The organism is Pseudomonas hygromyciniae (genome assembly GCF_016925675.1).
GTDB lineage: Bacteria > Pseudomonadota > Gammaproteobacteria > Pseudomonadales > Pseudomonadaceae > Aquipseudomonas > Aquipseudomonas hygromyciniae.
Map to the genome: position 1 here is coordinate 2,674,979 of NZ_CP070506.1, position 19,298 is coordinate 2,694,276.

Below are 19,298 nucleotides of genomic sequence, written 5' to 3' on the forward strand. Positions count from 1 at the left end.
TGCCGGCAAGTGCTTGAAATTAAAATGAAACACAACTGTCCTACAGTGCCCGCCATTGGTGATAAAGGAAGTAATTGTGTGACCCGTGCCACTCGCAACCTGCGCAAGACCCTCGATTCTGTCGCGGACAACAACGAAACCGCGGCCTTTGATTTGATGCGTGCGGTCGAAAAACTCAGCGACGAAGTGCTGCGTCAGCGCCTGCTCAACACCATCCACCGGCTCAACCAGGACGCCCACGAACTGCGTGAGGCGCGGGATGCGGTGGAGCGGGTGTCGGTCAAGCTGGCCTGAATCGGCGGCGTGGCTGCGAGCAATATCGTTCAAGACATTCGCCACACCGGCAGGCATGCTTATGGGCTGTCTGTCGATGAGCCTGTTGTCCATGCCTACTGCCGTTCCCCATTACGCCTTCGCCCGTGGCGCGATTGCGATCATTCCTCTGTCGTTGGCCTGTGCCCCATGGGGCCTGTTGGCCGGCTCCCTGGCGATTGACGCCCAGTTCACCCCGCTGGAAAGCCAGGGCCTGTCGGTCATTGTGTTCGCCGGTGCCGCGCAGTTGGTGGCCATTGGCATGGTCAAGAGCGGCGCCAGCCTGATTGCCATTTTGCTCACCACCTTGCTGCTGACCTCCCAGCACTTGCTGTATGGCATGCACATGCGGGCCACCCTGTCGCCCTTGCCGGCGCGGTGGCGCATGAGCCTGGGCTTTTTGCTGACCGATGAGTTCTTTGCCCTGGTCAGCCAATACGATCGCCAGACCTTCAACCGCTGGTATGCCCTGGGCGCGGGCCTGACGTTCTACGTGGCCTGGAACCTGTTCACCCTGGCCGGCATCGTGCTCGGCAAAAGCATCCCCAACCTCGATCAACTGGGCCTGGAGTTTTCCATCGCCGCGACCTTTATCGCCCTGATCACCCCGGTAGTGCGCGATGTGCCAACGGTGGTGTGCGTGGCCGTGGCCCTGTTGTTTTCGGTGTTGCTCAGCTATTGGCACTGGGAGTCGGCGGTGGTGGTGTCGGGGTTGCTGGGGATGAGTGCAGGGTATGCCTGCAAACGCTTGGGAGTGGGGCAACGATGATTTTTGTGATGATTATCGGCATGGGCCTAGCGGTATTTTTCAACCGTTACCTTTTTCTGGAACCGCGCTTGCCGGTGCGCCTGAATCGCGGCGCGCGGGAGTTTCTCGGGTTCGCGGTGCCCGGCATGTTGACGGCCATTTGCGGGCCGATCATTTTCCTCGCCGAGCACAAGCTCAACCTGAGCCCCACCAACCCCTACCTATTGGCCGGGATCTGTGCGGTGGCCCTGATGTTCTGGACCCGCAGCGTGTTGACGACGGTGCTGCTGAGCATGGCGCTGTTCTATCTGTTTCGCTGGTTGTTTTAAGTGTCCTTGTGAGCGCTATCGCCACCCACTCACCACAAGGTTTCAATGGTACAGTCGCGTTTTTTTCAAGGAAGCGATGGCATGCGGAAGGTGGTGATAGGTGCTCTGGTCGTGGCGGCGCTGGCCGGTTGCGCAAGTTCGAAGATGAAAGACGCGCGCGCCGGCGCACCCTATAAAACCCTGGCCTCTGACAAGGCCGCGTTGGTCGTCGCTCAGTGCATCCAGTTCGGCTGGCAGGACGAGGCGGTGTTCGGTGTGGATGCCGGCGGCTTCATGGAGCCGGCGCAAGGCGGGGGGCATACGGTCTACACCACGGGCGGTGACTACTTTGTCGACGTGCGCAGTGCCGGCAGCAGCACCACCGTCAGTTACTACGCCGCCGAAGACAATTTCGCCGCCAAACGCCGCCTGGCCGCAGCTGCGACCTGTCTGTAAGTCACTTCCTTAGAATTCTTCAGAAATACCCGGCGGACACACCGCCGGCTTTGCCTTAAAATGCCAGCGCTTGCCCGACGTGATGGTTCTTTACCAGTACATGGACGTCGAGGCCTAAATGTCGGGCAAGCACCTTTTCAGCGTGGCATATAGCCCAGGTGCCAGCGCCGCGGAATTTTCAGCGACACCAAGCCCAGCAGCGCCGACAACAGGCCGCTGACCAGCAGGGCCTTGATCCCCAACTGATGCTCGAGCAAGGCGCCGATCACCGCGCCGACAAACATCCCGGCCCAGGGAATCAACTGCACGCGCCAGCCATTACGGCGCTCCCCCAGCATCCAGCGTCCCAGCCCGCGACCGAAACGCGATAACGCGCCGGTCACGTAAGTCAGCCCCACGGGCAGGCCGTTGACCTGTTCCACCGCCGCATTGAGCATGCCCATGGCGATGATCGCGGCCAGCACGGCCGGCAACTGCTCGGCGATTGGCCACGCCGCCGCGCCGCACAACAGCGTGGCAATACACAGCAACAACGGCAACGCATGGCGCTTGCTGACGCGGCTGATGATCACCCCCAGCGCGTTGCCCAGGATAAACGTCGCCACCAGCAGAGTGAGGCGCCCGGTCAGCCCCAGGTCGCCTTCACTGATCGCCACCGCCAGCCGCGTGGTGTTACCACTCATGAACGAGACGAAATCACCACTGGCCATAAAGCCGATGGCGTCGGTCATGCCGGCCAGCACCGAGAGGCTGGCCACCAGCGTCAGGCCGATGCGCCCCCGCCATTTGTGTTGGTGCTGCAGGGCGGTATTGACCATGGGTTTAGGGGAGGAGGGCAGCACGGCGAGAGGTTCCTCAATGAGATTATCCGGCCACTACCGTAGGACGCTTTCCTGTCGACTGCAATGACTTGGCACATCCTTCAGTGCACCTCCAGGCGCCAGCCCATGGCGCCCCACGTCAGAACATGAGTCGGCTTGAGCGCGTTAAGGAACGCCGCGTCATGGGAGACTGCAATCAGCGCGCCGGAAAACCCCTGTAAAGCCTGCTCGAAGGCCATCACCGACTCCAGGTCCAGGTGGTTGGTGGGCTCGTCCAAGAGCAGCAGTTGCGCCGGGACCTTGCGCCATAAGGCCATCGCCATGGCGGCCTTCAACCGCTCACCACCGCTGAGCTGGCCGATGGGTTGGGTGACGCGCAATGCGTCCAGTTGCAACAGCGCCAGGCGGGTGCGTAGCTCGGCTTCGGCCAGAGGCGTGTCGATCAATTTGAGTTGTTCGACAATCGATTGCCGGTCATCGAGCAGGGTCAACTGTTGGTCGAGATAGGCACAGGACACATGAACCGTGCATTGGCCGCTGACAGGTTGCCATTGACCCGCCAGCAGCTTGAGCAGCGTGGACTTGCCGCAGCCATTCGGCCCGTGGACCGCGACCCGAACCGGCCCGGTCAGGCTCGCGTTAATAAAGGTGCTCGGCGCGCGGGGATCGAACCAGGGCAACTGGCAGTCGACAAGGGTTGCCACTTGGCGGCCTGCCGGTAGAGGTGTGCCGGGCAAGCCGAGGAAGGTCGGCGTTTCGTCCACCACCCGTTCGTAGGCGGTGCGTACGCGTTCATTCAAGGCCTGCTTTTGCTGCACATGGGCACTGCGCACGTTGCTGACGATTTCGTTGGCGGCGCCTTTCCACCGGGACTTGGTGAAGGCGTCGACATTGGCGGTCTCTGCATATTTACGGGCGCTGGCGGCGTGGCGCTGGAAGCTGTCGATATCCTTTTTCAGGCGCTGATGCTCACGCCGCCGATCCAGCCGGGCATGTTCCAGGGCCGCTTGGGCGGCGTGTTGTTCGGCATCGCGCTGCGCACGATAGTCGTCGTAGTTGCCGCCATAGAGCCGGGCCCCCAGGGGTGACAGCTCAATGATTCGCCCCAGGGTATTGAGCATGCGCCGGTCATGGCTGACCACCACCAGGCCACCGCGCCAGGCACTGAGGGTCGCCAGCAGCCAGTCGCGGCCGGCGTTGTCGAGATGGTTGGTGGGTTCGTCGAGAATCAGCAACTGCGGCGCACACAGCAGGGCGCCAATCAGGGCGATCCTGGCCAGTTGGCCGCCGCTCAGTTGTGCGGCAGGCTGATCGGGGCTTATCTGCGCCAGGCCGGCACCGTCGAGGGCCTGGCGCAGACGTTCGGCCAAGTCCCAGTGATCATCGATCAGTTCCAGGTCTTCAGCTTGCGCTTGACCCGCTGCCAGGCGTTCAAGGGCGGCCAGGATTTGCGCACACCCGCTGACCTGGGCCACGGTCTGCCCCGCAAACAGCTCAATGGTTTGTGGGACGTAGGCGACATTGGCCGAGGATTTGATAACGCCATGGGATGGCTCAAGTACGCCGGCCAGCAGGCGGGCCAACACACTCTTGCCCATGCCGTTACGGCCGACAATCCCGGTGGGTGTGTGATCGATAGAGAGGTTGAGGTCTTCCAACAGCGTCTCGCCATTGGCGAACTGGAAACCCACGTGATGCAAGGAAACAAGTACAGGCAGCCGGTTGACGTCAGTCATCAGCACCTCCAGAACAATGTGGCACAAGCCAACAAGCGCGCCAGGCGGCTCGTTGCGTTTACATGTTGGAAGGCTTAGTTGTTCACGTCGGCGGTCGTCCTGCGGTAGGAAAGGATCGGTAGCCTAGCGCAGTTGCGTCATATTTCCTACGCCTGTGGCAAGGCAATGACCCTGTAGGAGCGAGCTTGCTCGCGAAGCGCGTGAATAATAACGCGTGTATGCAGGTTAAACGCGTTGCCCTCAAGTGTTTCGCGAGCAAGCTCGCTCCTACAGTTGCTCAAGAAACATCGCCAGCCCCACTTCTTCGGCCTTCAAGCCCTTGCGCACCCTGGGCTTGGGCAGCTTTGCCAAATGGCCCAGGCTGAAGTGCTCCAGCACGGCGGGGTGGATGTAACACTTGCGGCACACCGCCGGGGTGTTGCCCAACTGCCGGGCGACATTCTTGACCATCTCCACCACATGCTTTTTGGCATCCGACTCCGGTTGCCACGCCAGTTCGCGCAGCACTGCCAGGGCCAGTGCGCTGCCGGCCCAGGTGCGATAGTCCTTGGCGGTAAAGTCCGCGCCAGTGAGGCTGTGCAGGTACGCGTTGACGTCGGTGGAGCTGACGGTATGCCGCTCGCCTTCTGCGTCCAGGTACTGGAACAGATTCTGCCCCGGCAACTCCAGGCAGCGTTTGAGCACGGTCGCCAGGCGCCGATCCTTGATGCTGACCTGATGCTCGACACCGCTCTTGCCACGGAACTGGAACTGGATTTCGCTGCCCTTGATATCTACGTGGCGGGTGCGCAGGGTGGTCAGGCCGTAGGAGCGGTTATCGCGGGCGTATTGGCTATTGCCGACGCGGATCAGCGTGGCATCGAGCAACAGCACCACGGTGGCCAGGACTTTCTCCCGATTGAACCCTGGCGCATCGACTTGGGCTTGCAGTTGCTTGCGCAATTTGGGCAGCGCATTGCCGAATTCCTGCAGCCGCGAATACTTGTCGCTGTCGCGTACTTCCCGCCAGCGTGGGTGATAGCGGTATTGCTTGCGGCCTCGGGCATCACGCCCGGTCGCTTGCAGATGGCCCTTGGGGTCGGCGCAGATCCATACGTCGGTATAGGCCGGCGGGATGGCGAGGGCGTTGATCCGCTGGATTTCGGCGGCGTCGGTCAGGCGTTGGCCGTGGCGATCGAAATACTGGAACTTGCCCCGCAGTTTGCGGCGGCTCAAGCCCGGTTGACTGTCGTCAACGTAATGCAGGTCACGGGGCAGGTCGACGGGCAGGCTGGAGTCGGGCATGGGGCAGAGTCCTTGGCAACAAATCAGGCCGGTATGGCTGATTGACCGCAGCCCTGTGCCGTCCGTTCAAGCCAGTACCGCGACCGCCTTGATCTGTGCCCACAGCGCCTGGCCGGGATGCACCTGCAATTGGTCCCGCGAGTAACGGGTGATCCGCGCCAGCAGCGGCGTGCCTGCCGCGTCGAGGCGCACCAGCACATGGGCGCTGTTGTCGGCGGGGATCTCCTGGGTCACGGTCACGGGCAAGCAGTTGAGGATGCTGCTGTGCTCCCCGGGTTGCAGGCTGAGGCTGATATCCCGGGCCTTGACCTTGAAGCGCAGGTGCTTGCCCAGATCGAGCGGGGCATGGGCCACGCGCATTTGCAGCGGGCTGTCGGGCAGTTGCAGGGTCAGCAATTGGTAATGGGCGTCGTGGCCGCTGACCGTTCCGTTGATGACCACGCCGGCATCGTCGCCGCGGGCCAGGGGCAGGTCGAGCCGCGCCAGGGTTTCGCCGATCGGGCCGCTGGCCAGGGCCTTGCCTTCACTGAGCAGGACAATGTGATCGGCCAGGCGCGCCACTTCATCCTGGGCATGGCTGACGTACAGCACCGGGATTTCCAGTTGATCGTGCAGGCGTTCCAGGTAGGGCAGGATCTCGCCTTTGCGCTGGCTGTCGAGGGCGGCCAGGGGCTCGTCCATCAACAGTAGTTGGGGGCTGGTGAGCAGAGCGCGGGCGATGCCGACGCGTTGGCGTTCACCGCCGGACAAGTGCTGGGGGTGGCGATCCAGCAGGTGGCCGATGCCCAGCAGTTGCGTGGCCTGGGCCATATCTACGCGGCGTTGGGCCTTGGGGATACGCTTGAGGCCGAACTCCAGATTGGCCAACACCGACAGGTGGGGAAACAGGCTGGCCTCTTGAAACACATAGCCGAGGGCGCGTTTATGGGGCGGCATAAACACACCGTTGCGGCTGTCTTGCCAGACCTGATCGTTGATTTGCACAAACCCATCGCCGGCCCGTTCCAGCCCGGCAATGCAGCGCAGGCACGTAGTTTTGCCCGAGCCCGAGTGCCCGTAGAGCGCGGTGACACCGCGCCCCGGCAGCTTCAGGTCAACATCCAGGGCAAACCCGGAATACTTCAGTTGCAGGCGCACTTCGATCATCGACATCAACTCCAGCCTGCCTTGGTTTTACGGCTGGAGTAGAGCGCCAGCAACACCAGGAAAGAAAACACCACCATGGCCCCGGCCAACCAGTGGGCCTGGGCGTACTCCATGGCTTCGACATGGTCGTAGATCTGCACCGAGACTACGCGGGTCTTGTCGGGGATATTGCCGCCGATCATCAGCACCACGCCGAACTCGCCCACGGTGTGGGCAAAGCCAAGGATCGACGCGGTGATAAATCCGGGGCGGGCCAGCGGCAGGATCACGTTGAAAAACGTATCCCAGGGATTGGCTCGCAGGGTGGCTGCGACTTCCAGGGGCCGGCTGCCGATGGCCGAGAACGCGTTCTGCAACGGTTGCACCACAAACGGCATCGAGTAGATCACCGAGCCAATCACCAGGCCGGCAAAGCTGAAGGTCAAGGTGCCCAGCCCCAGCCATTGGGTGAACTGCCCGAGGTAACCGTGGGGCCCCATGGTCAGCAGCAGGTAGAAGCCAATCACCGTCGGCGGCAGCACCAGGGGCAGGGCGACCACCGCGCCGATCGGCCCGCGCCACCAGGAGCGGGTGCGCGACAGCCATAGGGCGATGGGAGTGCCGATGATCAGCAGGATTACAGTGGTCAGCGAGGCTAGTTTGAGGGTCAGCCAGATCGCGGAAAAGTCGGCACTCGATAGGGGCATTTACAGTTGATAACCGTAGGATTTGATAACGGCAGCGGCTTTAGGCCCCTTGAGGTAGTCAACCAGTGCCTTGGCGGCCGGGTTGTCCTTGCCTTTGTTGAGGGTCACCGCGTCCTGTTTGATTGGGTCATGCATCTGGCCAGGAACGATCCATGCCGAGCCGCTGCTGACTTTGCCGTCTTTATAAATCTGCGACAAGGCCACAAAACCCAATTCGGCATTGCCGGTGGACACGAACTGATAGGCCTGGGTGATGTTCTGCCCTTCGACGAGCTTGCTCTTGACCTGCTCGGTCAGGCCCAGCTTGGCCAGCACCTGGGTGGCGGCGAGGCCATAGGGTGCGGCTTTCGGGTTGGCGATGGACAGGTGCTGGTATTCATTTTTCTTCAGCACCGCGCCCTTGGCATCCACATAACCTTCCTTGGCCGACCATAGCGCCAGGGTGCCCACCGCGTAGGTGAAGCGCGAACCCTTGACGGTGTCGCCTTCGCTTTCGAGTTTTTGCGGGGTGGTGTCGTCGGCACTCAAGAACACTTCGAACGGCGCGCCGTTCTTGATCTGGGTATAGAACTGCCCGGTGGCCCCGTAGGCAGCGACCAACCTGTGGCCCGTATCCTTTTCAAAGTCTGCGGCAATGGCCTGGATCGGCGCGGTGAAGTTGGCGGCGACCGCCACCTGGACTTCGTCGGCCTGGGCCGAGCCCAAGGTAAAGAGGGCGATCAGGGCGGTAGGGGCCAGGCGTGAGGCGCAGATCATCATGAAGCAGCTCCTTGGGGTGCCGACGTGGCGGCTTGTTAGGGTTAATCGCTATGTACGTGAATATATAGCGGTTCGCCATCGTCGGTACAGTGCAAAGTTGCCTCAGGGGCCTAGCCCTTGATGAGTTGCGCCAGCGCTTGGCGGGCCAGCCTCAGGGTCAACTCGTGGGTTGGCAGGTCTTGGCCAAGGCGCAGCGCCTGGCCGGCCCATAGGCTACTGAAGTCGGCTTCATCCAGGGCCCGCAGCGGCATCAATGCACCACCGGCCAATGGAAACGACGGGGCTGTAGGGTTGATTGGCCCCAGTTCGCGCATCACCCGATTGACGATCCCCCGCGCTGGGCGACCTGTGAACAGGTTGGTCAAGGCGGTTTCGCTGGCCTTGGCCGTGTGCAGCGCCTGGCGGTGAGAGGGGGGTGATGGTGGCTTCGGCCGTGAACAGGTAGGCCGTGCCGATCTGCACGGCCGAGGCGCCAAGGGCGAACGCGGCGACGATCCCCCGCGCATCACCGATCCCGCCGGCGGCGATCACCGGTACGTTGACCGCATCCACCACCTGGGGCACCAGGGCCATGGTGCCAATCTGGCTGGTCAGGCGGTCGTTGAGGAACATCCCGCGATGCCCTCCGGCCTCATAGCCCATGGCGATGATCGCATCGCAGCCGTGGTGTTCCAGCCAGATCGCTTCTTCAACCGTGGTCGCGGACGACAGCACTTTGGCACCTGTGGCTTTGACCCGATCGAGTAGAGATTTTTCCGGCAGGCCGAAGTGGAAACTGACTACCTGCGGGCGAAACTCTTCCACCACTTCACAGGCGGCATTATCGAACGGTGCGCGATTGGAGACGGGTGTCGGCGCATCAAAGTCGGCGCCCAATTCACGGTAATACGGCTCCAGGAGCTGCTTCCACTGGCGATCGCCCTCGGGGTCGTGGGCTGGCGACTGATGGCAGAAGAAATTGACGTTCAGCGGGCGCTCGCTGGCCTGGCGAATAGTGGTCAGGGCCTGGCGCAGTTGATCGATGCTCAAGGTGGCGGCAGGCATGGAGCCCAAGGCGCCGGCCTGGCTCGCGGCGATCACCATCTGCGGGCTGGTGCTGCCGGCCATGGGCGCCTGGATGATCGGCAATTCAATGCCCAGCAGGTCAAGAATCCGCGTGTCTGGCCAGGTGCTCATGGGGGGCTTCTCCAGTGGATTAACGGTCTGGCCCTTTTAACAGGGGCGGCCCAGGCAAGGCCAGTCTGTATTATTCACTGGACGTCGACGATTGTTCATGCGGGGTGTTGTGTTCACGCTGGAGCAACTGCTGCTTGCGCTCCACGCCCCACCGGTAACCCGAAAGATGGCCATCGCTGCGTACCACGCGGTGACAGGGAATCGCCACGGCCAGGCAATTGGCGCCGCAGGCCTGGGCCACGGCGCGAAAGGCCGTGGGTGCGCCGATGCGCTGGGCGATCTCGGCATAGCTGGCCGTGTTGCCTACCGGAATTTCCCGCAGGGCCTGCCAGACCCGCTCCTGGAAGGCGGTGCCGCGCAGGTCCAGGGGCAGGTTCAGGCCCAGGGCGGGTGCTTCGATAAACCCCACCACCTGGGCAATCAACTGTTCAAAGTCGGGGTCGGCGCCGATCACATTGGCCTGGGGGAACTGGTCTTGCAGGTCGCGCGCCAGTTGATCCGGATCATCGCCCAGCAAGATGGCACACACGCCACGATTGCTCTGGGCCACCAGAATTGCGCCCAGCGAACACTCGCCGACAGCGAAGTGAATGTCGTTATGGGTGCCACCGGCCTTGTAGTCGCTGGGCTTCATGCCAAGCAACTGGTTGGCTGACGCGTAGAAGCGGCTGTTGGAGTTGAAGCCTGCATCGTACAGCGCGTCGGTCACCGACAGATTGTCCTGCAGGTGCGCCCTGAGCTTGCGTGAGCGATGGGCGCGGGCGTAGCCCCTTGGCGTCAACCCGGTCAGGGTCTTGAACACCCGATGGAAATGGAACGGGCTCAGGCCGGCGCCGTTGGCCAGGTCCTCCAGGGAGGGCAGCGCCTCGGCCCGCTCGATCTGCCGGCAGGCCGCAGCGACCAGGTGCGCATGGCGCTGCGCGACCTGGGTTTGATCGGCCGAGGTGCGTTTATTGGGGCGGTAGCCGGCTGCTTCGGCCTGCTGCGGGGTGTCGAAAAACTCGACGTTCTTGCGCAGTGGCTGACGTGCGCTGCTGCTGGGGCGGCAATACACGCCGGTGGTCTTGACCCCGTAGACGAACCTCAGGTCCGCTGTGGCATCGCGGGCGACAATCGCGGCCCAGCGCAGGTCATCTTCAGTGGTCATGGCAATGGCTCGACAACGCAACAGTGGCACCCAGAATAACCGCTGAGGTGGAGTTGGACACTCCGTTACTTGCGGTCGAATTCACCCTGGCAATGACGCTTGCCGTAGCGCGCTCAATGTGGCGAGCGGGCTTGCCCCGCGCTGGGTGGCGAAGCCGCCCCCAATAGCCTCACCATGTTCTGCCAGCTACACCGAGGTGGCTGGTTTTGGGACTGCTGCCGCAGCCCAACGGGGGACAAGCCCCCTCGCCACAGGGTTGGAACTTACTGTGGATCGCAGGTTTCCTGTGGCGAGCGGGCTTGCCCCGCGCTGGGTGGCGAAGCCGCCCTAATAGCCTCACCATGTTCTGCCAGCTACACCGAGGTGGCTGGTTTTGGGGCTGCTGCCGCAGCCCAGCGGGGGACAAGCCCCCTCGCCACAGGGTTGCAACTTACTGTGGATCGCAGGCTTCCTGTGGCGAGCGGGCTTGCCCCGCGCTGGGCTGCGCAGCAGCCCCAAGAGCCCCGCCAAGTTCTACCAAGGGTCAGCCTGCCTTGCGAAACGTCAGGTTGATCCGTTGTGGGCCCATGCGCGGGTGTACACCGTGTTTGACTGGCAGTACGCCATGAAAGCGCAGGCGGTCGACACCGCCCCAGACCACCACATCGCCATGGAATAGGGAAGTTTTCTGGGTCTTGTCACTGCGCTGATGACCACCAAACAGAAACACCGCCGGCAGCCCCAGGGAGAGCGAGACCACAGGCGCGCTGAAGTCGCGCTCGTTTTTGTCTTGGTGCAGCGACATCCTTGCGCCTGGAACGTAGCGGTTGATCAGGCAGGCGTCCGGGGCAAAGCCCTCGAACCCCGCAGCGGCCGCTGCGGTTGTCGCCAACTCGCGCAGGACGTTCGGCAATGCTGGCCAGGGTTGCTGGCGCTCGGGGTCGAGGGGGCTGTAGCGATAGCCTTGGCGGTCGGTGGTCCAACCCAGCTCGCCACAACTGCTCAGGGCCGCCGACATGGTAAAGCCACCGGGGGTGACCATTTGCCGGAACGGTGACTGGGCCAGTACTGCACGCAGTTCGGGCAATACACGCTCAAGCCAGGGCAGGGCATAGCCCCTGAAGACGTAGGACTGTTCGCCAATCTGCTCGCGACGGGCCGGCTGTTGCAAGGCCTCGTCGCTGAACAGATCACCGGTGGAATGAGGGTCCATGGTGCACAATCACTCAGCTGCTGGTGAGGATTCTACAGGGCTTTGCTCACAGTGATTTCAGTGATTTGGTCACTGGCATCGTGAATCTTGGCCAAGGCCTCTTGGGCTTCTTCGACGCTCGCCGCCTGCAACTGGGCAAATTCGAAGCGGCGTTCGCCGTTGAGTTTGTACTTGATGACGTATTTGGTGGTTTGAGTCACGGTCGTTCCTGTGGCTTGGGGCGCGCAATCAGCTGAGTTTGGTGCTGGTGCGGCGAACAATGCGGATTTTATGGGACAACGCCGGCTTGCGCGTAACGCTGATGGCACGGCGGGTCACCACGTCCAGGGTAATGTTCCAGAACCCGGTGCTCGGCGCGGTGATCTTGGCCGGGAACTTATCGAATGCACCACCGTGATAAGTGTGGCGGCCGCCATTTTTGAAGCTGCGAAAATTCGCATCGCTCATCAGACGAATATTGCAGGTCTGCGAGCATTCAATGACGACAATATCCCCTTCGTTCAAGTGTTCGCGCTGGTGGATGAATTTCATGGGGGGTGTCTCCAGAAGGGCTTTTTCTGAAAAATCAGAACGATACGTAGGTTAAGATGGAGTTTATCAGCCCCAGCACGTTTATTATCGGGTCGTCGTCGACGTCTTCGACAATTTAAAACAGTTATTTACCGATATATCAGGGATAAATCCTACGTGGGCGGGAGAAAAATACCATCTCCGCTGTCGTAGGGTCTTTATCGGAGGTTTTGTATGAAGTGGAGTGTATTGGTTCTGGCCCTGGCAATAGGTGGATGTGCTTCGGTTTCAGACATCAAGCAGACACCGCCAACCTTGGCGGTTATCTCCGGGAAAAAACCGCAGGAATACGCGGCATGCGTGGTACAAAAACTGTCGTCGACCCGTCGTCCGTCGCAGATCGAGCCTCACAAGGAAGGTGTGCGGGTGATTGTGCCGCAGAAGTTTTCGGCTGACCCTTCGGCCATTTTTGAAATTGAAGACCGCTCCAGCGGTAGCAGCATCAAGCTCTACGAGAGCATGTCCAATGTGCCGATTCGTCCGGGTGACGTGAAGAAGGCTGCGGAAGACTGCATTTCCGGCTGAGTTCACGGCGCCGCTCATACGCGATCAACTCCGATCAAAAAGCCCGGCCTGCGGTTGCAGCGCCGGGCTTTTTATTGTCTGAAATTTCTTACGTGGCAGTTGTGACTGTTAGCTCATTACCCTACCATTTGTAGGCTTATGCATTGTAGGTCTAAGCATATAACTATAAAAAATGGAGTCGTGATGATGTCTGTGGAGAGAGTGTTGATGGGTGGCGCCTTGCTACTCATGCTCGGCAGCGCGCAGGCGCTGGAGGGCAAAAAGGTTTTCAATGAAGGTGGTGCGCAACCTGGTGCTGCGGCGTGTATGGCGTGCCACGGGGCCGATGGCCTGGGGTTGGCTGCTGCGGGGTTTCCCAGGCTGGCGGGGCTGCCGGCGGCTTATTTGAGCAAACAGCTGCATGATTTCAAGAGTGGGACGCGTAGCAATCCGGTGATGACGTCGCTGGCCAAGGCGCTTACCGATGAAGAAATCGCTGCGGTGACCCAGACACTGGCGGCCATGCCGGCGCCGGTCGTGCCAGCCGGCCATCGCAGCGCTACCCCCCACCAATTCGGCCGAAAAGCTGGCGCTGCAAGGCGCCTGGGAACGGCAGATCCCCGCGTGTGTCAGTTGCCATGGCCCCTCGGGTGTGGGCGTCGGCGAGGCGTTCCCGCCGTTGTCCGGGCAGTCTGCGGCTTACCTGGCTGCCCAGCTCAATGCCTGGCGCAGTGGCACTCGGCACAATGACCCCAATGATTTGATGGGGCATGTGGCCAAATCCCTGACCGATGATGAAGTGCAGGGGATCGCAAACTACTTCGCCTCCTTGCCTGGCCAGGAGGTCAAGCCATGAAGAACCTGTCATTTGCACCCGTGTTCGCCGTGTTGATCAGTGTGCCGACGTGGGCGGCGCCGATTGCCATGGAAGATCAGTCGCAACTGAAGGTGCCCGCTGCGGTGCCTGCCGCCACGGCGTTCCAGCCGCCTTTGGAAAGCGAATTGCCCGACAATGCCTACGGCAAGCTGGTGATGCAGGGCTATGCGTTGTTCGTCGATACCAAGCGTTTGGCGCCACAGTTTGTCGGCAACGGCCTTAACTGCAGCAACTGCCACTTGGATCAGGGGCGTTTGGCCAATTCGGCGCCGCTGTGGGGCGCATACCCGATGTACCCCGCCTATCGAAAGAAGAATGACAAGGTCAATACCTTCGCCGAACGCTTGCAGGGTTGTTTCCAGTTCAGCATGAACGGCGGCAAGCCGCCGGCAGCCGACAGCCATGAGATTACCGCGCTGTCGACTTATGCCTACTGGCTGGCGAGCAAGGCACCCTTGGGCGTGGAGTTGCCGGGGCGCGGCTATCCCGAGGTGCCACAGCCGGCCAAAGGCTACAACCTGGCGCAAGGTGCCCAGGTGTACAAGGCGCAGTGTGCGGTGTGCCATGGCGGCGAGGGGCAGGGGCAGAAGGTGGGTGACAGCTACGTGATGCCACCGCTGTGGGGTAAGGATTCCTACAACTGGGGCGCGGGCATGCACCGGATCAACACGGCGGCTTCTTTTATCAAGCACAACATGCCGCTGGGCAAGGGCGGGAGCTTGACCGACCAGCAGGCCTGGGACGTGGCGGCCTACGTCAACCGCCATGAGCGCCCACAGGACCCTCGGTTGGTGGACGGCTCGGTGGAGAAAACCCGCGTCAAGTTTCACGCCAATGATGGGGTGAACCTGTACGGGCAAACGGTTGATGGCGTGCTGATTGGCCAAGGCATCCGTTAAACTATTGCCTGAACACAAAAAATGCCGCTCAAACCCCGGGGTTTGAGCGGCATTGTCATTCTGGAAAACCAATTATGAAACGTGCACATGTCAAAGAGCGGCATGCAGAGGGTCACATCTCTGCGACCCATGTGATTCAAAATCCGGCCAATTCAGGGGAGTGGATCGTATTCTTCAAGAAAAGCGGCGGGCGCAGCTTTTTCCTGGTGGATGATCATGACGAGGTCGAATCCTTTGAGAAGCTGGATGACTTGATCGACACCATCCGCGGCCTTGGCATCAAGTTCGCCGAAATTCACATGTAGACGCGCGGATTACTTGCAGACCACTACCACGCTGCGACCCTTGAAGTTGCCCACGTCGGCGCCCAGGGTCTTGTCGCTGTCCTTCAAGGCTGGCGTGCCTTCGGTGCCAACGATACGGTAACCGGTGCCGGCGCAGGACGCGTCGGCCTTCTCGTAGCAACTGGCCCAGGAGTTGGCCTCGCCCGAACAGTCAATGGTCAGGCCTTGTTCGCCGTTTTTCAGGTAAATGTCAGAAGTGGTGGTGCAGCCGGCGAGCGCCAGTACCGAGGTCAGTGCCAGAATCTTGTTCATGTAAGGTTCGTCGTTGAGAAGTGTTAAGGGGCGCGCTGACACTGTTGTGGGGCGTTTTCAGCGAGATTATAGCTAACGGCCATCAAGGTACAGACAAACACAAAAAAGCCCCGTTCATCGGGGCTCTATGCGCAATCGCAAAGGCTTATTTGCCCTTTGGTCGCTTGCTCGACGCGTGGCCGGCTTCATCCACAAATACTTCGGCAACGGCAATCGCCTGGCTTTCGGTGGCGAATGCCCCGGCAACGCTGTCGCCATGGAAGTTGATCAGGTGCCAGCCGTCTGCTCGCTTGGTGATCAGGTAGCCGTTTACGCCTTTTGGTTCTGACATCGATTAACAATCTCGTGGTCTGGTTCAAGCAGGCAATGATAGCGCCAAATGCCATGGGGGGGCGCAAGTTGTTGCAGGTCAGTGCCGAACCCCCTAAAGCGTGCTAAAAAGGATATGACCCTTTGGAACCGGGGGGGCGTGGATATTTTCCGCAGCCATTGGGTTCGCTTGTTTACACACGGGCGGAACTAACGCCGACATTTTTTCTCTATGTTGACATCGCAACGCCAGCAGCGCCCATTGTAAGGTCGCTGCGGCCTGATTAGACTGCGCCGAATTTCGTACGCACAGCCCTTATTAAGGACTTTTATGATCAAGAAATGCTTGTTCCCAGCAGCCGGTTACGGTACTCGCTTCCTGCCAGCGACTAAGGCCATGCCTAAAGAAATGCTGCCGGTGGTAAACAAGCCACTGATCCAGTACGGCGTCGAAGAGGCATTGGATGCCGGCCTGAACGAAATCTCGATCGTTACCGGTCGTGGCAAGCGCGCCCTGGAAGACCACTTCGACATCAGCTATGAGCTGGAAAACCAGATCAAGGGCACCGACAAGGAAAAATACCTGGTTGGTATCCGCAAGCTGCTCGACGAGTGTTCGTTCTCCTACACTCGCCAAACCCAGATGAAAGGCCTTGGCCACGCCATCCTTACCGGTCGCCCACTGATCGGTGATGAACCGTTTGCTGTGGTCCTGGCGGACGACCTGTGCGTCAACCTGGAAGGTGACGGCGTCTTGACCCAGATGGTCAAGCTGTACCAGAAATACCGCTGCACCATCGTTGCGGTGCAGGAAGTCGATCCTTCGGAAACCAACAAGTACGGCGTGATCGCAGGCGACGACATTGGCGATGGCCTGATCCGTGTACGCGACATGGTCGAGAAGCCGGCGCCGGAAGATGCCCCGTCGAACCTGGCGATCATCGGTCGCTACATCCTGACCCCGGATATCTTCAAGCTGATCGAAGAAACCGAACCAGGCAAGGGCGGCGAAATCCAGATCACTGACGCCTTGTTGAAGCAGGCCAAGGACGGTTGCGTGATTGCCTACAAGTTCAAGGGTCGTCGTTTTGACTGCGGTGGCGCTGAAGGCTACATCGAGGCGACCAACTTCTGCTACGAGCACTTCTATAAGACTGGCAAGGCTTACTGATTTAAGTATTGTCTGTTGAGTCTCAAGAAAGCCACCTTCGGGTGGCTTTCTGGTTTTTTGGGCGCAAGCGGGTATCCTGATGCCCTGCCGAGGAGAGTGAAATGGCCTACGATTTTGATCTTTATGTGATTGGCGCCGGTTCCGGTGGCGTTCGGGCGGCACGCTTTGCCGCAGGTTTTGGCGCAAAGGTCGCCGTGGCGGAAAGCCGCTACCTGGGCGGTACCTGTGTCAACGTTGGCTGCGTGCCGAAAAAACTGTTGGTGTACGGTGCGCACTTTGCCGAAGACTTCGAGCAGGCCAGCGGTTTTGGCTGGTCACTGGGCGAGGCGGACTTTGATTGGGCGACACTGATTGCCAACAAGGACCGCGAGATCAATCGCCTTAACGGTATCTACCGGAACCTGCTGGTCAGCAGTGGTGTGACCCTGCACGAAGGCCATGCGCGTTTGACGGGGCCCCATGAGGTCGAGATCAATGGCCAGCGCTTCACCGCCAAGAACATCCTGATCGCCACCGGCGGCTGGCCGCAGATTCCCGAGATTCCAGGGCATGAGCACGCTATTGGCTCCAATGAGGCGTTCTTCCTTAAAGAGCTGCCCAGGCGGGTGCTGGTGGTTGGCGGTGGTTATATAGCGGTGGAGTTCGCCGGGATTTTCCACGGTTTGGGCGCGCAAACGTCGCTGCTGTATCGCGGTGATCTGTTCCTGCGCGGCTTCGACGGCGCGGTGCGCAAGCACTTGCAGGAAGAGCTGACCAAGCGCGGCCTGGACCTGCAATTCAACGCCGATATCGCACGTATCGACAAACAGGCGGACGGCAGTCTCAAGGCCACCTTGAAAGACGGTCGTGTGCTGGAGGCCGATTGTGTGTTCTACGCCACCGGTCGGCGCCCGATGCTGGATAACCTGGGCCTGGAACACACAGGGGTCAAACTGGACAAGCGTGGTTTTGTCGAAGTCGACGAGCTGTACCAGACTGCCGAGCCTTCGATCCTGGCCATTGGTGACGTAATTGGTCGCGTGCAACTGACCCCGGTGGCATTGGCCGAAGGCATGGCCGTGGCGCGTCGTCTGTTCAAGCCTGAGCAGTATCGCCCGGTGGACTACGCGATGATTCCTACCGCCGTGTTCAGCCTGCCGAATATCGGCACCGTGGGCCTGAGCGAAGAGCAGGCCCGGGCCGATGGGCATAACGTACAGATCTTCGAAAGCCGCTTCCGGCCGATGAAGTTGACCCTGACCGAGTGCCAGGAGCGCACGCTGATGAAGCTGGTGGTCGATGCCGACACTGACAAGGTGCTAGGTTGCCACATGGTCGGGCCGGATGCGGGCGAGATCATCCAGGGCCTGGCGATCGCCCTCAAGGCGGGGGCGACCAAGCAGCATTTCGATGAAACCATCGGCGTGCATCCTACGGCGGCGGAAGAATTCGTTACCATGCGCACGCCAGTGGCTGGCTGATCAGCCCTCGGTTGCTGCCTCTGGCGCCGTTGCAACGACGGTGGCCAGGCGCAGCGCCTCAATGGTGGCCTGGGCCTTGATCAGGTCCAGTTCCAGGGTTTTGTGGGTGTGCTGTTGCTCGGCCAGTGCCTCCTGGCGTGACTGGCTGTCCAGCACGGCTACCCGCAGACGCTCCTGGAGCAGGGTGCGTTCGCTATCAATCAGGCTCACCTGTTCGCTTAACTTCAACTGCTGGGCCTGATCCTTGCGGCTTTGTTCCTGCAGGGCGCTCAATTCCTTGGCCGTGACCCGATGCTCAATCAATAACCGTTCATTGTCACGATGCAGTTGGGTGATTTCATCCTGGCGCACCATGGCGCTCTGCTGTGCCTGGCGCAACTCAGCCTGGAGCTGCTGCAACTGGCTTTCATGGCGGCGTTGTTCCTGCTCGCGCTGGTCCTTGATCGCGTTGCGGTAGTGCTCAAGGGCATCGCGGGCGTGCAGGTGTTTTTCTTCCAGTGAACGAATCTGTTCGTCCTTGTCCGAAATCCGTAGCTCGTAGTCGCTGCACGCTTGGCTAAGCCCGGCGTTACGGGTTTGCTCGGTCTGCAGGCTGGTGCTGGCAGTTTGCAGGGCGGCGCTTTCTTCGGCGAGGGCGGCTGCCTGGATATCGAGTTGCTGCTGGAGTTGGCTGCGCGCTGCTTCCAGCGTTTCTACCTGGGCGAGCAGGGCGCTTTTGTGCTGTTCGAACTGTGCCAGGGCCAGGTCGATGGGCTCCTGGGCTTTCTCTTTCAGGCGCTGGGCCAGGCGTGCGACCAGTTCGCCAAGCTCATCGTCGATGGGCGCTTCGGTGATGGTGAGCCGGGTTTCGCTCTCGTCCAGCTCCTTTAAATAGCGATGGATGGTGGTTTTCGAGCCGGTATTGCCCATCTCGATGCGTACGGCGTCGATGCTGGGGTTTTCGCCGCGGGCGAGGATTGCCAGGCGTGCCGTTTGAACTACTGCTTTGTTGATGCCGCCGCGAGCCATGGGGTCTCCGTCGATTTAATACTGTGGTATGTATTATGTATTTACGTACTGTATCACGAATAAAAAATACGTTTAAATTCATGATTTAACACCTGGGATATTGGCGTATTATCCCGTGTGATTGGCTGCCGGA

Annotated in this window: 22 protein-coding genes and 2 pseudogenes; 10 read left to right on the forward strand and 14 right to left on the reverse strand. The window is 60.7% G+C overall.

Going from position 1 to position 19,298, the window contains the following annotated elements:
- The first annotated feature begins 78 nt into the window (after positions 1-78).
- The 4 genes from JTY93_RS11795 (at position 79) to JTY93_RS11810 (ending at position 1,824) form a co-directional block, all read left to right on the forward strand.
- Complete coding sequence (locus JTY93_RS11795; protein ID WP_003212603.1) at positions 79-294, forward strand: hypothetical protein; 216 nt, start codon at positions 79-81, stop codon at positions 292-294.
- 91 nt (positions 295-385) lie between these two features.
- Entirely contained in the window at positions 386-1,081 is a 696-nt protein-coding gene (locus tag JTY93_RS11800) for an AzlC family ABC transporter permease (RefSeq protein ID WP_205476464.1), read from the forward strand.
- Positions 1,078-1,389, forward strand: a complete 312-nt coding sequence (locus JTY93_RS11805; protein WP_205476465.1) for a branched-chain amino acid transport AzlD family protein — start codon at positions 1,078-1,080, stop codon at positions 1,387-1,389. The genes JTY93_RS11800 and JTY93_RS11805 overlap by 4 nt, the downstream gene beginning before the upstream one ends.
- Before the next feature lie 81 nt (positions 1,390-1,470).
- Positions 1,471-1,824 (forward strand): hypothetical protein, encoded by a 354-nt coding sequence (locus JTY93_RS11810; RefSeq protein WP_205476466.1) that lies wholly within the window; start codon positions 1,471-1,473, stop codon positions 1,822-1,824.
- Positions 1,825-1,961: 137 nt separating this feature from the next.
- On the opposite strand, the gene JTY93_RS11815 is transcribed toward JTY93_RS11810, so the two are convergent.
- The 11 genes and pseudogenes from JTY93_RS11815 to JTY93_RS11865 all read right to left on the reverse strand — a co-directional run bounded on the left by JTY93_RS11815 (position 1,962) and on the right by JTY93_RS11865 (position 12,302).
- Positions 1,962-2,666, reverse strand: coding sequence for a YoaK family protein (locus JTY93_RS11815; protein ID WP_205476467.1), 705 nt, complete (start codon positions 2,664-2,666; stop codon positions 1,962-1,964).
- Positions 2,667-2,746: 80 nt separating this feature from the next.
- Positions 2,747-4,381, reverse strand: a complete 1,635-nt coding sequence (locus JTY93_RS11820) for an ABC-F family ATP-binding cassette domain-containing protein (RefSeq protein ID WP_205476468.1) — start codon at positions 4,379-4,381, stop codon at positions 2,747-2,749.
- A 267-nt stretch (positions 4,382-4,648) separates the two neighbouring features.
- Entirely contained in the window at positions 4,649-5,665 is a 1,017-nt protein-coding gene (locus JTY93_RS11825; protein WP_205476469.1) for a DNA topoisomerase IB, read from the reverse strand.
- Between the two features lie 66 nt (positions 5,666-5,731).
- On the reverse strand, positions 5,732-6,811 hold the full coding sequence (gene modC / locus JTY93_RS11830) for a molybdenum ABC transporter ATP-binding protein (protein WP_205476488.1): 1,080 nt from the start codon (positions 6,809-6,811) through the stop codon (positions 5,732-5,734).
- Positions 6,812-6,816: 5 nt separating this feature from the next.
- Entirely contained in the window at positions 6,817-7,497 is a 681-nt protein-coding gene (gene modB, locus JTY93_RS11835) for a molybdate ABC transporter permease subunit (protein ID WP_205476470.1), read from the reverse strand.
- Positions 7,498-8,253 carry a molybdate ABC transporter substrate-binding protein gene (gene modA, locus JTY93_RS11840; RefSeq protein WP_375373139.1) on the reverse strand — a complete coding sequence of 252 codons (756 nt, stop codon included), beginning with the start codon at positions 8,251-8,253 and terminating at the stop codon, positions 7,498-7,500. It lies immediately after the preceding gene.
- A gap of 113 nt (positions 8,254-8,366) precedes the next feature.
- Positions 8,367-9,432 (reverse strand): annotated as a pseudogene (locus JTY93_RS11845) (NAD(P)H-dependent flavin oxidoreductase).
- A gap of 70 nt (positions 9,433-9,502) precedes the next feature.
- Positions 9,503-10,579: a bifunctional DNA-binding transcriptional regulator/O6-methylguanine-DNA methyltransferase Ada gene (gene ada / locus JTY93_RS11850; protein ID WP_205476473.1), complete on the reverse strand. Its 1,077-nt coding sequence runs from the start codon at positions 10,577-10,579 to the stop codon at positions 9,503-9,505.
- Between the two features lie 523 nt (positions 10,580-11,102).
- Positions 11,103-11,771, reverse strand: coding sequence for a DNA oxidative demethylase AlkB (gene alkB, locus JTY93_RS11855; protein WP_205476474.1), 669 nt, complete (start codon positions 11,769-11,771; stop codon positions 11,103-11,105).
- Positions 11,772-11,803: 32 nt separating this feature from the next.
- Positions 11,804-11,971, reverse strand: a complete 168-nt coding sequence (locus tag JTY93_RS11860) for a hypothetical protein (protein WP_205476475.1) — start codon at positions 11,969-11,971, stop codon at positions 11,804-11,806.
- 28 nt (positions 11,972-11,999) lie between these two features.
- A complete protein-coding gene (locus JTY93_RS11865) occupies positions 12,000-12,302 on the reverse strand; it encodes a DUF1883 domain-containing protein (RefSeq protein ID WP_003173824.1) in 303 nt (100 codons plus the stop codon).
- 213 nt (positions 12,303-12,515) lie between these two features.
- Between JTY93_RS11865 and JTY93_RS11870 the strand changes: the two genes are divergently transcribed.
- The 4 genes and pseudogenes from JTY93_RS11870 (at position 12,516) to JTY93_RS11885 (ending at position 14,926) form a co-directional block, all read left to right on the forward strand.
- Positions 12,516-12,866 carry a hypothetical protein gene (locus JTY93_RS11870; protein WP_029294633.1) on the forward strand — a complete coding sequence of 117 codons (351 nt, stop codon included), beginning with the start codon at positions 12,516-12,518 and terminating at the stop codon, positions 12,864-12,866.
- 183 nt (positions 12,867-13,049) lie between these two features.
- Positions 13,050-13,701: pseudogene (locus tag JTY93_RS11875) on the forward strand (c-type cytochrome).
- The gene (locus tag JTY93_RS11880; protein ID WP_205476477.1) at positions 13,698-14,621 is read left to right on the forward strand and encodes a c-type cytochrome; all 924 of its coding nucleotides are present in this window, start codon (positions 13,698-13,700) and stop codon (positions 14,619-14,621) included. Before JTY93_RS11875 ends, JTY93_RS11880 begins: the two are co-directional and overlap by 4 nt.
- Positions 14,622-14,695: 74 nt before the next feature.
- Positions 14,696-14,926 (forward strand): hypothetical protein, encoded by a 231-nt coding sequence (locus JTY93_RS11885; protein WP_169997103.1) that lies wholly within the window; start codon positions 14,696-14,698, stop codon positions 14,924-14,926.
- A gap of 9 nt (positions 14,927-14,935) precedes the next feature.
- Here JTY93_RS11885 and JTY93_RS11890 read toward each other — a convergent pair whose 3' ends face one another.
- Both JTY93_RS11890 and JTY93_RS11895 read right to left on the reverse strand, forming a co-directional pair.
- A complete protein-coding gene (locus JTY93_RS11890) occupies positions 14,936-15,217 on the reverse strand; it encodes a YgdI/YgdR family lipoprotein (RefSeq protein WP_169997101.1) in 282 nt (93 codons plus the stop codon).
- A 145-nt stretch (positions 15,218-15,362) separates the two neighbouring features.
- Positions 15,363-15,548 (reverse strand): hypothetical protein, encoded by a 186-nt coding sequence (locus JTY93_RS11895; protein WP_029294643.1) that lies wholly within the window; start codon positions 15,546-15,548, stop codon positions 15,363-15,365.
- A 309-nt stretch (positions 15,549-15,857) separates the two neighbouring features.
- On the opposite strand from JTY93_RS11895, the gene galU reads away from it, so the two are divergent.
- Together galU and gorA are read left to right on the forward strand one after the other, a co-directional pair.
- Entirely contained in the window at positions 15,858-16,697 is an 840-nt protein-coding gene (gene galU, locus JTY93_RS11900; RefSeq protein WP_029294645.1) for a UTP--glucose-1-phosphate uridylyltransferase GalU, read from the forward strand.
- Positions 16,698-16,798: 101 nt separating this feature from the next.
- Entirely contained in the window at positions 16,799-18,157 is a 1,359-nt protein-coding gene (gorA, locus tag JTY93_RS11905; protein WP_205476478.1) for a glutathione-disulfide reductase, read from the forward strand.
- Here the strand turns inward: gorA and JTY93_RS11910 are convergent, their stop codons facing one another.
- The gene (locus tag JTY93_RS11910; RefSeq protein ID WP_205476479.1) at positions 18,158-19,165 is read right to left on the reverse strand and encodes a DNA-binding protein; all 1,008 of its coding nucleotides are present in this window, start codon (positions 19,163-19,165) and stop codon (positions 18,158-18,160) included.
- Between the last annotated feature and the right edge of the window lie 133 nt (positions 19,166-19,298).

Coding starts and splice junctions, on each gene's coding strand:
- JTY93_RS11800 (WP_205476464.1), top strand. CDS start 386: ATGCCTACTGCCGTTCCCCATTACGCCTTCGCCCGTGGCGCGATTGCG.
- JTY93_RS11895 (WP_029294643.1), bottom strand. CDS start 15,548: ATGTCAGAACCAAAAGGCGTAAACGGCTACCTGATCACCAAGCGAGCA.
- JTY93_RS11870 (WP_029294633.1), top strand. CDS start 12,516: ATGAAGTGGAGTGTATTGGTTCTGGCCCTGGCAATAGGTGGATGTGCT.
- modC (WP_205476488.1), bottom strand. CDS start 6,811: ATGATCGAAGTGCGCCTGCAACTGAAGTATTCCGGGTTTGCCCTGGAT.
- galU (WP_029294645.1), top strand. CDS start 15,858: ATGATCAAGAAATGCTTGTTCCCAGCAGCCGGTTACGGTACTCGCTTC.
- JTY93_RS11805 (WP_205476465.1), top strand. CDS start 1,078: ATGATTTTTGTGATGATTATCGGCATGGGCCTAGCGGTATTTTTCAAC.
- JTY93_RS11865 (WP_003173824.1), bottom strand. CDS start 12,302: ATGAAATTCATCCACCAGCGCGAACACTTGAACGAAGGGGATATTGTC.
- JTY93_RS11890 (WP_169997101.1), bottom strand. CDS start 15,217: ATGAACAAGATTCTGGCACTGACCTCGGTACTGGCGCTCGCCGGCTGC.
- ada (WP_205476473.1), bottom strand. CDS start 10,579: ATGACCACTGAAGATGACCTGCGCTGGGCCGCGATTGTCGCCCGCGAT.
- modA (WP_375373139.1), bottom strand. CDS start 8,253: ATGATCTGCGCCTCACGCCTGGCCCCTACCGCCCTGATCGCCCTCTTT.
- JTY93_RS11885 (WP_169997103.1), top strand. CDS start 14,696: ATGAAACGTGCACATGTCAAAGAGCGGCATGCAGAGGGTCACATCTCT.
- alkB (WP_205476474.1), bottom strand. CDS start 11,771: ATGGACCCTCATTCCACCGGTGATCTGTTCAGCGACGAGGCCTTGCAA.
- JTY93_RS11825 (WP_205476469.1), bottom strand. CDS start 5,665: ATGCCCGACTCCAGCCTGCCCGTCGACCTGCCCCGTGACCTGCATTAC.
- JTY93_RS11810 (WP_205476466.1), top strand. CDS start 1,471: ATGCGGAAGGTGGTGATAGGTGCTCTGGTCGTGGCGGCGCTGGCCGGT.
- gorA (WP_205476478.1), top strand. CDS start 16,799: ATGGCCTACGATTTTGATCTTTATGTGATTGGCGCCGGTTCCGGTGGC.
- JTY93_RS11820 (WP_205476468.1), bottom strand. CDS start 4,381: ATGACTGACGTCAACCGGCTGCCTGTACTTGTTTCCTTGCATCACGTG.
- JTY93_RS11880 (WP_205476477.1), top strand. CDS start 13,698: ATGAAGAACCTGTCATTTGCACCCGTGTTCGCCGTGTTGATCAGTGTG.
- modB (WP_205476470.1), bottom strand. CDS start 7,497: ATGCCCCTATCGAGTGCCGACTTTTCCGCGATCTGGCTGACCCTCAAA.
- JTY93_RS11910 (WP_205476479.1), bottom strand. CDS start 19,165: ATGGCTCGCGGCGGCATCAACAAAGCAGTAGTTCAAACGGCACGCCTG.